Below are 13599 nucleotides of genomic sequence, written 5' to 3' on the forward strand. Positions count from 1 at the left end.
TCCTTTATTAGTATAACTCTTCCAAAGATACGACAAACGTGTATATTTTGCTTGTTATATCACAAAGTATCTTAAAGACAAGTAAAATACCTTGGAAATCAGGATCTAGGAGAGATTCGTCAGATAAAAACATCAAAAAAACTAAAAATATCTAAAAAAAGTAAAGTAATATGATGAAAACGGCCAAGAAAAGAATAAAATTATCTAAATTTCATGTATAAACGTCTATATAAAAATACACCAGGAACCTCTTCCTGGCGTATTTTTAAACAATATTTCTTTCAAAGGCATTGTCGGAAATACCCTGAGACAAGATAAGATTAGCCCATTCTTTGGCAGCGAATAGACTGTGGTCCTTGTAGTTGCCACAAGATTCGATTGTGGTGCCAGGGACGTCCTCCCAGCTAGTCACGGTGGCAATTTCTTCTAGGCTTGACTTAATGACTCTAGCGATAGTAGTCGCATCAACTTTGCCCCACATAATGAGGTGAAAACCAGTGCGGCAACCAAAAGGTGAGCAGTCAATCATACCGTCAATGCGTTCACGTATCAGTTTTGCCAGCAAATGCTCAATGGTGTGCAGTCCTGCGGTTTCGATGGAATTTGTATTTGGCTGAACCAAGCGAATGTCGAAATTGGTAATGATGTCCCCAGCAGGGCCATTTTCCTCAGAAATCAAGCGAACATAAGGAGCTTTTACAGCTGTGTGATCCAGCTCGAAGCTCTCAACAATAACTTTTTTTGTCATAGATTACTCCAATAAATTATTTTCTTCTATCATACCATAAAATCACTTTTTAGATTGTGAAACGCTTTATTTTATGATAAACTTAAAGATGGTTTTGATTGAAAAACTAAGAAAATGAGGTGAACAAATGTTAAACGCAATATTAGCAGTTGTTTCTATCCTCGTCGGTTTAATGATTGGTTATGCAGTGGTTTCGGCAAAGATGAAATCAGCCAAAGAAGCTGCAGAACTAACTCTTCTCAATGCGGAACAAGATGCTGTTAATCTACGGGGGCAGGCTGAGGCAGAAGCTGATCATATTCGTAAAGCAGCTGAGCTTGAAAGCAAAGCCCACAAAAAAGAGCTCTTGTTGGAAGCAAAAGAAGAGGCTAGAAAGTATCGTCACGAAATTGAGCAAGAATTTAAGTCTGAGCGTCAAGAGTTGAAACAGATGGAGACACGTTTAAGTGAACGTGCCTCTTCACTTGACCGCAAAGATGAAAGTTTGGTCAGCAAGGAGAAACAGCTCGAATCCAAAGAGCAAAGTCTAACAGATAAATCTAGAAATATCGATGAGCGTGAGGGACAATTAGCAGAACTAGAAGCTAAAAAATATGCAGAACTTGAACGTGTCGGCAATATGACGATTGCTGAGGCGCGTGAAGTTATCTTGACCGAGACTGAAAATAATCTGTCTCATGACATTGCTACTCGCATTAAAGCGGCTGAGCAAGAGGTCAAGGATCGTTCGACAAAGACGGCAAAAGAATTGCTAGCGCAGGCCATGCAGCGTATAGCTGGTGAGTATGTGACGGAACAGACAGTGACGACAGTTCATCTACCAGACGATGGCATGAAAGGTCGTATCATTGGACGTGAGGGGCGCAATATCCGTACTCTAGAAAGTCTGACTGGGGTTGATGTTATCATTGACGACACGCCAGAAGTTGTGACTTTATCAGGATTTGACCCTATTCGTCGTGAAATTGCTCGTCTGACTCTTGAAGCACTTATCGCTGATGGGCGTATCCATCCAGCTCGCATTGAGGAGTTGGTTGAGAAAAATCGCAATGAGCTTGATAATCGTATCCGTGAGTATGGTGAGGCGGCTGCCTATGAGATTGGAGCGCCAAACTTGCACCCGGATTTGATTAAGATTATGGGACGCCTACAGTTTCGTACCTCTTATGGACAAAATGTGTTGCGCCATTCGGTCGAAGTCGGAAAACTTGCAGGAATCTTGGCAGGTGAATTGGGTGAGAATGTTGCCCTTGCTCGTCGTGCAGGTTTTTTACATGATATGGGTAAAGCTATTGACCGCGAGGTTGATGGAAGCCACGTTGAGATCGGGACAGAATTTGCCCGTAAGTATAAGGAACACCCAGTTGTCGTTAATACTATTGCTAGCCACCATGGTGATGTGGAACCAGAATCTGTTATCGCTGTTATCGTAGCGGCTGCTGATGCCCTCAGCTCAGCTCGTCCAGGTGCGCGTAATGAATCTATGGAGAACTATATTAAGCGTCTGCGTGATTTAGAAGAGATCGCTACAGGTTTTGATGGCGTGCAACAAGCTTATGCTCTCCAAGCAGGCCGTGAAATCCGTATCATGGTACAACCTAAGAAAATCAAGGATGACCAAGTTACAGTCATGGCTCATAAGGTTCGTCAAAAGATTGAGGATAACCTCAATTATCCAGGAAATATCAAAGTAACCGTTATCCGCGAACTGCGTGCAGTTGATTACGCTAAGTAGACAAAAAGCCGAAAGGCTTTTTGTTTTTTATCTGTTTCTTTCCTTGAAAAAGCTCCGCTATTTTGCTAAAATGGAGAGAACTGATATGAATGTTTTCATGGTAAAGAAGCTTTTTGCTTTTTTACCATCTGTAATCTTAGAAGAGGTTTTTACAATGTCTGAACGTGGCTTATTGATCGTCTTTTCAGGACCTTCAGGAGTTGGTAAGGGGACTGTGCGTGAGGAAATTTTTTCAACGCCAGATCACAAATTTGAGTATTCGGTTTCCATGACGACCCGCCCTAAAAGACCTGGCGAGGTTGAAGGAAAGGATTATTTTTTCCGCACTCGTGAGGAGTTTGAAGAACTAATTAAAAACGGTCAGATGTTGGAATATGCTGAGTATGTTGGTAATTATTATGGCACACCTCTGACTTATGTTAATGAAACCTTGGATAAGGGTATTGATGTTTTCCTGGAAATTGAGGTTCAGGGAGCTCTTCAGGTCAAAAAAAAGGTTCCAGATGGGGTTTTTATTTTCCTGACACCGCCTGATTTGGAAGAATTGAAAGATCGCTTGGTTGGTCGTGGAACGGATAGTGATGAGGTCATTGCACAGCGCATTGCCCGCGCCAAGGAAGAGATTGCCCTCATGCGTGAATACGACTACGCGGTGGTTAACGATGAGGTTCATCTGGCTGCTGAGCGGGTGAAACGCCTGATTGAAGCGGAGCATTATCGCGTGGAGCGCGTTATCGGCAAATACAATGATATGATTAAAGATATTTAGAAAAGAGACTGCTATTATGATGTTACAACCGTCAATTGACAAACTTTTAGATAAAGTACCTTCCAAGTATTCCCTCTGCATTTTGCAGGCAAAGCGTGCGCACGAATTGGAAGCAGGTGCCAATCCAACACAAAACTTTAAATCGGTGAAGAATACTCTCCGTGCCCTAGAAGAAATCGAATCAGGAAACGTAACGATTCACTCAGACCCGGAAGCAAAACGCGCCCAAGTTCTTGCTCGACTTGAAGCAGAGCGTTTGGCAAAAGAAGAAGAAGAACGCAAAATTAAAGAGCAAATCGCTAAAGAAAAAGAAGAAGAAGGAGAGAAAATCTAAGATAGGTATCTTGGATTTTTCCTTTATCATCAAGTGAAATTTAACAAGCAAATCGTTTTAGAAAGGAAGTTTATGAAGAAAATCGCGCAAATCATCGTTGATGTCCCTCTCATGCAGACTGACAAGCCCTTTTCTTATGCAGTGCCTGACAATCTGACGGACGCTATTGCTCTGGGGTCGCGGGTTCATGTTCCTTTTGGTAAGGGCAATCGGCTCTTGCAGGGGTTTGTGGTTGGTTTTTTGGAAAAAGCTGACGCTGATTTAAAAGAAATTGTTGATGTCCTTGATTTTGAGCCTGTGCTTAATCAGGAGCAACTAGATTTAGCTGACGCTATGAGGCAGACGGTTTTTTCGTACAAGATTTCCATTTTAAAATCCATGTTGCCAAGTCTGCTCAATAGTCACTATGATAAGAACTTGACGGCTCAAGAAACCTTGTCAGAAAAGGATCGTCAAGAAATTTTTGGCAGTTTGCCTAGCCTTTCTGCTAGTGACCTAGACAAAAGTTTAGAAAATAAAGTAGCGCGCTTGGTGCGCCAGGGTCAGATTGGGGTTGATTATCTAGCTAAGGATAGAAAGACCATCAAGACTGAAAAACGCTACAGGGTTAGCGTACCAAAGCTTACTCAGGTTGATTTAGGAAATCGTGCCAAAAAGCGTTTGGCCCTGCAGGCTTATCTGCTTGAAAATCCTCAAGACGGGAAAGTGGCGGATCTCAATAAGACTTTTTCCTCTCCAGTTGTGACTTTTTTTGTTGAACGGGGCTTCTTGACGACTTATGAGATTGAGCAAAATCGATCAGCTGATTATTTTGACCGTGTTAAGGAGACGGACTTCTTACAACTCAATGCTCAACAGCAAAATGTTGTGGATAGTGTGACGGAGAAAATCGGTCAGGACAATAAGCCTTTTTTGTTAGAAGGGATTACGGGATCTGGTAAAACAGAAGTTTATCTGCATATCATTGACCGTGTGTTGAAGCTGGGAAAGACAGCTATCGTTTTAGTTCCTGAGATTTCTCTGACGCCACAGATGACTCAGCGATTCATTTCTCGTTTTGGCAAGCAGGTGGCAATCATGCACTCAGGTTTGTCAGATGGGGAGAAATTTGATGAGTGGCGTAAGATTAAATCTGGCTCTGCTAAGGTTGTCGTTGGTGCCCGATCGGCTATTTTTGCCCCGTTGGAAAATATTGGTGCCATCATCATCGATGAGGAACACGAAGCGACTTACAAACAGGAGTCCAACCCCCGCTACCATGCACGTGATGTGGCGCTAATCCGAGCTAAATCTCATCAGGCAGTCTTGGTCTTGGGTTCGGCGACGCCGACTATTGAGAGTCGGGCACGCGCCAGTAAGGGGGTTTATGAGTTTTTGCAACTGACTCAACGTGCCAATCCTTTAGCAGCTATTCCAAGTGTTCGGGTGATTGATTTCAGAGATTATATCGGTCAGCAGGAGGCGGGGAATGTGACGCCAATCTTGCTGGAGAAAATTCGTGACCGCTTGGCTAAAAAGGAGCAGGTTGTTCTCATGCTCAACCGCAGGGGATACTCGTCCTTTGTCATGTGCCGAGATTGTGGTTACGTTGCTAACTGTCCCAACTGTGACATTTCCCTGACACTGCATATGGATACCAGAACAATGAACTGCCATTATTGTGGTCACCAGACAGGGATTCCACTGACTTGTCCCAACTGCCAGAGTCATAGTATTCGCTATTACGGAACAGGTACCCAGAAAGTCTATGATGAGCTGTCAGAGCTTTTGCCAGAGGCTAGAATTTTGCGCATGGATGTTGATACCACGCGTAAGAAAGGGGCTCACGAAAAGATTTTAGAGACCTTTGGCAATGGCGGAGCGGACATCTTACTTGGTACTCAAATGATTGCCAAGGGATTAGATTTTCCCAATGTGACCTTGGTTGGAGTAATCAACGCAGATACTTCGCTCAACTTACCTGATTTCCGAGCTGCAGAGCGGACTTTTCAACTTCTAACTCAGGTGGCCGGTCGAGCAGGGAGGGCTGAAAAGGCGGGAGAGGTTCTTATTCAGACTTATAATCCTAACCATTATGCCATCCAATTTGCTCAGAATCAGGATTACGAGGGTTTTTACAGGTATGAAATGAACATTCGTCGCCAGCTATCCTATCCGCCTTATTACTTCACAGTGGGCTTGACTCTATCTCATAAAGATGAAGAATTACTGGTCCGTAAAAGCTATCAGGTTATGGAAATGTTACGTAGTCGGTTGTCCCAGAAGGTTAAAATCTTAGGACCGACGCCTAAACCAATCGCTAGAACCCACAACCTCTACCATTACCAAATTATCATTAAGTACCGTTTTGAGAATCATTTAGAGGCAGTTCTTAATGCTATTTTGGATTGGACTCAGGAAACAGATAATAAGGAGTTACGACTAGCTATTGATCATGAACCACAGAATATGATGTAGAGTCTGTTACAAGGACTCTTCTCTTGTGCTTTGTGCAAGATTTGCTTGATAGGAGCACGGCTGATTGGCCTTTTCACATCTGACTTTTTCCCTGCCTTTTTATAAGGTGAAATTTATGAGTTAGACTTGGAAATATGATAAAATATTAGAAATTACAAATGGATAAAGTGGGATAACAAATGACAAAAACAAGATTATTATTTATGGGAACGCCTGATTTTTCAGCGACAGTTCTCAAAGGCCTTTTGGCAGACGAACGCTATGAGATTCTAGCAGTTGTTACTCAGCCGGATCGTGCTGTCGGACGCAAGAGAGAAATTCGGATGACACCTGTTAAAGAAGTGGCTCTGGCTCATGGTTTGCCAGTCTATCAACCTGAAAAATTGTCGGGCTCGGAAGAAATGGAAGCCATTATTAACTTGGGTGCTGATGGAATTGTAACGGCTGCCTTTGGTCAATTTTTGCCAACAAAACTTTTAAATAGCGTTGATTTTGCGGTCAACGTTCATGCCTCGCTTCTGCCTAAGTACCGCGGTGGAGCACCGATTCATTACGCTATTATCAATGGTGAAAAGGAAGCTGGTGTTACCATCATGGAAATGGTTAAGGAAATGGATGCTGGCGACATGGTAGCAAAAGCTTCAACGCTCATTTTAGATGAGGACAACGTTGGTACCATGTTTGACAAGTTAGCCATTGTCGGTCGTGATTTGTTAATTGAAACCCTGCCAGATTACCTTGCAGGAGAAATCCAACCTGAGCCTCAAGACCACAGTCAGGCGACTTTTTCACCAAATATTTCTCCAGAGCAGGAGCGCATTGACTGGAATAAATCGGCACGCGAGATTTTCAATCATGTCCGCGGCATGTACCCTTGGCCTGTGGCTCACACGCTTTTTGATAACAATCGTTTCAAGGTTTATGAAGTAGTAGAGGTTGACGGTTCAGGGATACCTGGTCAAATTATCGAGAAAACTAAAAAAACTCTGGTCGTTGCCGCAGGTAGCGGAGCGATTTCCCTAAAAACTGTCCAGCCAGCAGGTAAGCCTAAAATGGCAATAGCGGACTTCCTCAATGGTGTCGGGCGCAATCTGCAAGTAGGTGATTCTTTTGGCGAATAAATGGAAAAATACGGCGCGTGGGCAAGCGCTCATGGTTCTGGAAGAGGTTTTCCAAGAGGGAGCCTACTCCAACATCGCCTTAAACAAACAACTCAAAACAAGTACACTATCTGATCAGGACAAAGGTTTGGTGACTGAGTTGGTCTATGGAACAGTGGCTCGAAAAATGACTCTGGAGTGGCTTTTGGCTCACTATATCGAGGATCGTGATAAATTGCAGAGTTGGGTTTATGATTTGCTATTGCTTAGCTTGTACCAGCTGTCCTATCTGGACAAGATTCCAGCCCATGCGGTTGTCAATTCAGCTGTTGACTTGGCTAAAGAACGTGGGCATGGTCGTGGTGCTGAAAAGTTGGTCAATGGGGTTCTGAGAAAAATAATCCGTGATCCTTTGCCAGATCCAAATAGTATCAAGCGGGTTAATAAGCGCTATTCTATTCTCTACTCCCTTCCTGTTTGGTTGGTGAAAAAATTGATTGACCAATACGGAGAGAAGCGCGCGGTTAAAATTTTTGAAAGCCTTTTTGTCCGCAACAAAGCCTCGGTTCGAGTGATCAATCCAGACCATATAACTGAGATTGCTGAGAAGACTGGTGCGGAGCCTTCTCAGCTGTCATCGGTTGGTCTGACCAAACCATCGGGCGTCTTTGCAGCGACAGACTACTTTAAAACTGGTCAGATCACCATTCAGGATGAGACTAGTCAGTTAGTGGCACCAGCCTTGGACATTCAAGGAGATGACCTTATTTTGGATGCTTGCGCAGCGCCAGGTGGTAAGACTGTTCATATGGTTTCTTACCTGACTACGGGAACTATCACAGCCCTCGATTTATATGACCATAAGCTGGGGCTGATTCGTGACAATGCGGAGCGTCTCGGTTTATCTGACAAGATTCAGACCTATAAACTGGACGCAAGCTTAGTAGCTCAGCATTTTCCCAAAGACCACTTTGACAAAATCTTGGTGGATGCCCCCTGCTCTGGGATTGGGCTGATTCGAAGAAAGCCTGACATCAAGTATAATAAGGAGTTACAGGATTTTTCTAGCTTGCAAGAAACACAGCTGGAAATCTTAGCTAGTGTTTGTCAAACCCTCAAGAAAGGTGGTATAATGGTATACAGCACCTGTACCATCGTTCCTGAGGAAAATCAAGAAGTAGTGGCTAAGTTTTTGGCTAGTCACCCCAACTTTGAACAGGTAGAACTAGAACACAAGCAGAAAGATATTGTCCTTGATGGCTGTCTGCTCATCACACCAGAACAATATGGAACGGATGGCTTTTTCATTGCGAAATTCCGCCGTTTGGCTTAGTATCTAAGGAGGAAAGCTGAAAATCAGCAGATTATGATGAAAATTGCATTACAAACGGATATTGGACTCAAACGTTCAAATAACCAAGATTTTATCAACAAATATACCAATAAGAGTGATATTGTGCTGATTGTCCTTGCTGACGGCATGGGCGGACATCGTGCGGGTAATATTGCCAGTGAAATGGCCGTGACCGATTTGGGTTGCTCTTGGGTCAATACTGACTTCACTGAGTTGAGCCAGATTCGCGACTGGATGTTTGAAACCATCGAAGCTGAGAACCAGAAAATCTACGAATTGGGCCAAACAGATGATTATAAGGGGATGGGAACTACAATCGAGGCGGTTGTTCTTCTGAAAGATGTTGCTATCTTCGCCCATGTTGGTGACTCACGTATCGGTCTCATCCGTAACGGCTCCTACCAACTCTTGACTAGCGACCATTCCTTGGTTAATGCTTTGGTCAAAGCAGGGCAACTGACAGAAGAGGAAGCCGCGGCTCATCCGCAAAAGAATATCATCACTCAGTCTGTGGGACAAGCTGCGCCTCTAGAAATTGATGTTGCCGTTCAAGTCTTAGAAGAAGGAGACTACCTCCTGATTAATAGCGACGGTTTGACAAATATGGTTTCAAATCAAGTGATTTTGGATATTGTCATGGAAGAAACTAGCCTTGAAGTTAAGGCGGAAGCTCTTGTCGAACAAGCCAATTTCGAAGGAGGACTTGACAACATCACCGTTGCCCTAGTAGCAGTTGAAAGTGAGGCCGTGAGATGATTCAGATTGGCAAACTCTTTGCTGGTCGGTATCGTATTCTCAAATCCATCGGTCGCGGGGGAATGGCAGATGTTTACTTGGCAAATGACCTGATTTTGGACAATGAAGAAGTGGCTATCAAGGTCCTTCGAACCAATTACCAAACAGACCAAGTAGCTGTTGCCCGTTTTCAACGTGAGGCACGAGCTATGGCGGAGCTTTCTCACCCTAATATCGTTGCCATACGCGACATCGGCGAGGAAGATGGTCAACAATTTCTTGTGATGGAATATGTTGACGGCGCTGATTTGAAGAAATACATTCACGACCATGGTCCTCTATCGAATGAAGAAGTCATTCGCATTATGCGACAAGTCTTGTCAGCTATGACCCTTGCACACCAGAAAGGGATTATTCATCGTGACCTTAAGCCACAAAATGTTCTTCTGACAAAAGATGGTAGAGCTAAGGTGACGGACTTTGGGATTGCGGTGGCCTTTGCTGAGACAAGTCTAACTCAGACCAACTCCATGTTGGGTTCAGTTCACTATCTATCTCCTGAGCAAGCACGTGGTTCTAAGGCTACTATCCAAAGCGATATCTACGCTATGGGAATCATGCTCTTTGAAATGCTAACAGGACATATTCCCTATGATGGTGATTCAGCAGTCACCATTGCTTTACAGCATTTTCAAAAACCCTTGCCTTCAATTGTGGCTGAGAATCCAAATGTTCCACAAGCTTTGGAAAATGTGGTTCTGCGAGCGACAGCTAAAAAATTGACTGACCGCTACATTTCCACCTATCAAATGATTCGTGACCTCTCATCTGCTTTGGATCCAGGACGAGCTAGGGAGCGTCGTTTGACTTTTGATAATGGGTCAACAACGAAGACAAGCCTGCCTAAGCTGGAGACAAATACGGCAAATACGTCTCGTGACCACCTGTTGAAAAAAACATCTGAGATTGAGGCTCCACCAACAGTAGCCGCTCCATCAAGCGAACATGGGCAGCAAACCTCAAAACCTGTCAAGAAAAAACGCCGCCCATTAGCGACATTTTTCAAGATTTTCTTAGGTATTTTACTGATTTTTGGATTAATATTCGGCTATTTGGCACTTTCAGACAAAACTGAAGTTAAGGTACCAGATATGATTGGCATGACGCAGACTCAAGCAGAAAGTGCTCTTGAAGAAGCTGGCCTGAAGCTAGGAACAGTTTACGAAATTGACAGCGAGACTGTTGAATCTGGAAAGGTTGTGAAAACCAATCCGACCCCAGGGGCCAATCGTAAAGAGGGATCGAAAGTTGACTTGTACATTTCATCAGGTAGTGAGACCTTTGACATGCCAGACTATATAGGGAAGACTTATGAAGAGGCAAAAGCTGAGCTGATGGCTACTTATCAAGTACCTGAGGAAAAGATTACCTATGAGGAAGTAGAAGATACTGATGCCGATAATGGAACCATTGTGTCCCAAACGCCAAAGGCAGGAGATTCTTACAATCTAAAAGGAACAACTAAAATTGTTTTTAGAGTAGCTGCTAAGGAAAATATTAGTATGCCAAATGTAACTACAGACGCCTCAGGGAACTCTATGACTTACAGTCAGGCTATAGCTGTTTTAACGGCTCTAGGCATTTCAGAGTCACGGATTAAACTCTACACAAAAACGGAGTCAGGTTATCTAGAGGTTAAAAAACCAAGCAGTAACAGTCTAGTTGTTGGTCAGGAACCTTTTTATGGAACTAGTATTTCTGTCAAGGGTGAAGAAACCATTACTCTCTATCTACAGGCAGAAGTTTCGACGACAACAGAAACCACTGAAACAACAACCGCTTCAACTGAGACGACAACCACTTCAACTGAGACGACAACCAGTGAGACTGAAACGACCACCAGTCAGTAAGAAAATCCGCCCTAGGGTGGATTTTTTGCTTTTTCTGAAAGAATGGCTGAAATTTGAGATTAAATCTGATAAAATGGCATTAGCGATGACAACAGTAAAGGAGTAACATGAAAAAATTTCATATTTTCTTGATTGTGGAGAGTGCCCTCTTGGCTATGGCTATCATGACCATTTTGTCCAAGGACATTTCTGCCTTTCTCTTGCTCTTGGTGGTGACCTTACTTTTGCTCCGCTTTTACAATTTGGGCAGTCGCAATAATTTTCTTCTGACAGCTAGTTTTTGGTTGCTCTTTCTGGTTTTCATGCTTAATCCTTACGTGATTGTGGCCATTCTTTTCGGTGTGGTCTATGTTTTGATTAATCATTTTTCTCAGGTTAAGCAGAACAATCGCAGAGCTTTGATTCGCTTTGAGGAAAAGGAGTTGACGGTATCAACTTCTGCTAATCAGTGGCTCGGTGATCACGAACCTCTCAAACGGACCAGCTTTGCTTTTGACGACATCAATATTATCCGTCTTACAGGAAATGACACCATTGATTTGAGGGAAGTTATCGTGTCAGGAAAGGCCAATCATATCCTGATTCGTAAGGTTTATGGGCCGACTCAGATTATTGTACCAGTGGATGTAGCCGTTCGTTTAAATACAGCTTGTATCTACGGCAGTGTTACCTTTTTTGACTATCCTGAATACGATTTACGTAATGAGACGATTACTCTGGAAGAAGAAGGATTCAATCAGGCCAATAAAAGCATGAAGATTGTTGTCACTATACTAGCAGGCAATGTGGAGGTGGTCAGAGGATGAAAAAACAAACCGTTGCTATGCTCTTTATCTTTGACCTTTTAATTTTGGGAACGGTTACCTTTGTTCTTTTTGATAGTCTGGGTCTAAGTTTCAAACTCCTCTTTTCAAACATTGGACTAGGACTAAGGCTTGGTTTTAGCTTACTCTCTCTAGCGGTAACCCTCATGGTACTTTTACTTATGGGATGGTTTTTATTGGATGAGTTTAGTAAGCGGCAAACCAATCACAATTTGAGAAGAATTTTGGACAATAAACCAGTGCGAGAGACAGACGAGACCGAATTGGGACAGAATCTCTTACGCTTATCCAGTAAGATGAGACACTTAACCAACAACCTTCAAAAAACAGAAAATGCTTATATTGAAAATAGTGAGGACATCGTCAAACAGGAGAGGCGGAGAATTGCTCGCGATCTCCATGATACGGTCAGTCAGGAGCTTTTTGCGGCTAGTATGATTTTATCTGGTTTAGCTCAGACAGCCCCTGATTTGACAAGCAAACAGTTGGAAGAACAGTTAAAAATGGTTGAGGGCATCGTCAATGACGCTCAAAATGATTTGCGGATTTTGCTTTTACACCTGAGACCGACTGAATTGGAAGGAAAGACTTTGTCAGAAGGTTTGCGCATGATTTTGCGTGAATTGACGGATAAAGCAAATATCACGGTGGACTACAGAGCAGAAGTGACTGATATCCCTAAAAGAATTGAGGAAAATCTCTTTAGGATTGCTCAGGAATTTATCAGCAATACGCTCAAACATGCCAAGGCAAGTAGATTGGAAGTTTATCTGATTCAAAGCGACAGCGACTTGGAACTCAAAATGATAGATGACGGTCAAGGCTTTGATCTAGATGCTAATCGTGAGCTCAGCTATGGTCTTAAAAATATCGAAGATCGGGTAGAGGACTTGGCGGGGACCATGAAACTACTTAGCAGTAAAGGAAAGGGCACTTCCTTGGATATTCGGGTGCCTTTGATGGAAGGAGACGAGGATGACAATTAAGGTAATTTTGGTGGATGATCACGAGATGGTGCGCTTGGGACTCAAGGGTTTTCTTAACCTTCAGCCTGATATTGAGGTGATTGGTGAGGCGGAAAATGGCAGAGCTGGGGTTGAGATGGCTTTGGAACGTCGTCCGGACGTAGTGGTTATGGATCTCGTTATGCCTGAGTTGGACGGAGTAGAAGCGACACTGCAAGTTTTAAAAGACTGGCCTGAGGCAAAAATTTTGGTCTTGACGTCATATTTGGATAACGAAAAAATCTATCCCGTCATCGAAGCTGGAGCAAAGGGCTACATGCTCAAGACCTCAAATGCGGCTGAGATTCTCAATGCTATCAAAAAGGTAGCCAAGGGGCAACTGGCTATTGAAACCGAGGTCAATCAGAAGTTAAAAGATTATAAGGATGAACCGCACCTTCATGATGAGCTGACTGCCCGCGAACGTGATATCTTAGCTCTCTTGGCAAAAGGATATGACAATCAGACGATTGCTGATGAGCTTTTCATTTCTTTGAAGACGGTCAAGACACACGTCTCTAATATTCTCTCAAAGCTAGATGTGACCGACCGTACGCAAGCAGTTGTCTATGCCTTCAAGCATAGGCTGGTTAAGGACAGTGACTAAAAGTGGAGACCTAAATAAGCAC

At 43.3% G+C, this 13599-nt stretch carries 12 protein-coding genes; 11 read left to right on the forward strand and 1 reads right to left on the reverse strand.

The window, feature by feature from the left end; all coding sequences use genetic code 11:
* Positions 1-265 precede the first annotated feature (265 nt).
* Positions 266-748, reverse strand: coding sequence for an S-ribosylhomocysteine lyase (locus tag G576_RS0103935; RefSeq protein WP_027973495.1), 483 nt, complete (start codon positions 746-748; stop codon positions 266-268).
* A gap of 127 nt (positions 749-875) precedes the next feature.
* Between G576_RS0103935 and G576_RS0103940 the strand changes: the two genes are divergently transcribed.
* From G576_RS0103940 to G576_RS0103990, 11 genes are all read left to right on the forward strand, one after another.
* Entirely contained in the window at positions 876-2483 is a 1608-nt protein-coding gene (locus G576_RS0103940) for a ribonuclease Y (RefSeq protein ID WP_027973496.1), read from the forward strand.
* Between the two features lie 154 nt (positions 2484-2637).
* Positions 2638-3252 carry a guanylate kinase gene (gmk, locus tag G576_RS0103945; protein ID WP_027973497.1) on the forward strand — a complete coding sequence of 205 codons (615 nt, stop codon included), beginning with the start codon at positions 2638-2640 and terminating at the stop codon, positions 3250-3252.
* A gap of 16 nt (positions 3253-3268) precedes the next feature.
* Positions 3269-3586: a DNA-directed RNA polymerase subunit omega gene (gene rpoZ, locus G576_RS0103950; RefSeq protein ID WP_027973498.1), complete on the forward strand. Its 318-nt coding sequence runs from the start codon at positions 3269-3271 to the stop codon at positions 3584-3586.
* A gap of 72 nt (positions 3587-3658) precedes the next feature.
* Positions 3659-6043 carry a primosomal protein N' gene (locus G576_RS0103955; protein WP_027973499.1) on the forward strand — a complete coding sequence of 795 codons (2385 nt, stop codon included), beginning with the start codon at positions 3659-3661 and terminating at the stop codon, positions 6041-6043.
* A gap of 179 nt (positions 6044-6222) precedes the next feature.
* A complete protein-coding gene (gene fmt / locus G576_RS0103960) occupies positions 6223-7164 on the forward strand; it encodes a methionyl-tRNA formyltransferase (protein WP_027973500.1) in 942 nt (313 codons plus the stop codon).
* Positions 7154-8476, forward strand: a complete 1323-nt coding sequence (rsmB, locus tag G576_RS0103965; RefSeq protein ID WP_027973501.1) for a 16S rRNA (cytosine(967)-C(5))-methyltransferase RsmB — start codon at positions 7154-7156, stop codon at positions 8474-8476. The genes fmt and rsmB overlap by 11 nt, the downstream gene beginning before the upstream one ends.
* 36 nt (positions 8477-8512) lie before the next feature.
* The gene (locus tag G576_RS0103970; protein WP_027973502.1) at positions 8513-9253 is read left to right on the forward strand and encodes a Stp1/IreP family PP2C-type Ser/Thr phosphatase; all 741 of its coding nucleotides are present in this window, start codon (positions 8513-8515) and stop codon (positions 9251-9253) included.
* A complete protein-coding gene (gene pknB / locus G576_RS0103975; RefSeq protein WP_027973503.1) occupies positions 9250-11142 on the forward strand; it encodes a Stk1 family PASTA domain-containing Ser/Thr kinase in 1893 nt (630 codons plus the stop codon). The genes G576_RS0103970 and pknB overlap by 4 nt, the downstream gene beginning before the upstream one ends.
* A 107-nt stretch (positions 11143-11249) precedes the next feature.
* The gene (gene liaF, locus G576_RS0103980; RefSeq protein WP_027973504.1) at positions 11250-11948 is read left to right on the forward strand and encodes a cell wall-active antibiotics response protein LiaF; all 699 of its coding nucleotides are present in this window, start codon (positions 11250-11252) and stop codon (positions 11946-11948) included.
* Entirely contained in the window at positions 11945-12952 is a 1008-nt protein-coding gene (locus G576_RS0103985) for an envelope stress sensor histidine kinase LiaS (RefSeq protein ID WP_027973505.1), read from the forward strand. Before liaF ends, G576_RS0103985 begins: the two co-directional genes overlap by 4 nt.
* Positions 12942-13577: a response regulator transcription factor gene (locus tag G576_RS0103990; protein WP_027973506.1), complete on the forward strand. Its 636-nt coding sequence runs from the start codon at positions 12942-12944 to the stop codon at positions 13575-13577. Before G576_RS0103985 ends, G576_RS0103990 begins: the two co-directional genes overlap by 11 nt.
* Positions 13578-13599 lie beyond the last annotated feature (22 nt).

The organism is Streptococcus porci DSM 23759 (assembly GCF_000423765.1).
GTDB classification, from domain to species: Bacteria; Bacillota; Bacilli; order Lactobacillales; family Streptococcaceae; genus Streptococcus; species Streptococcus porci.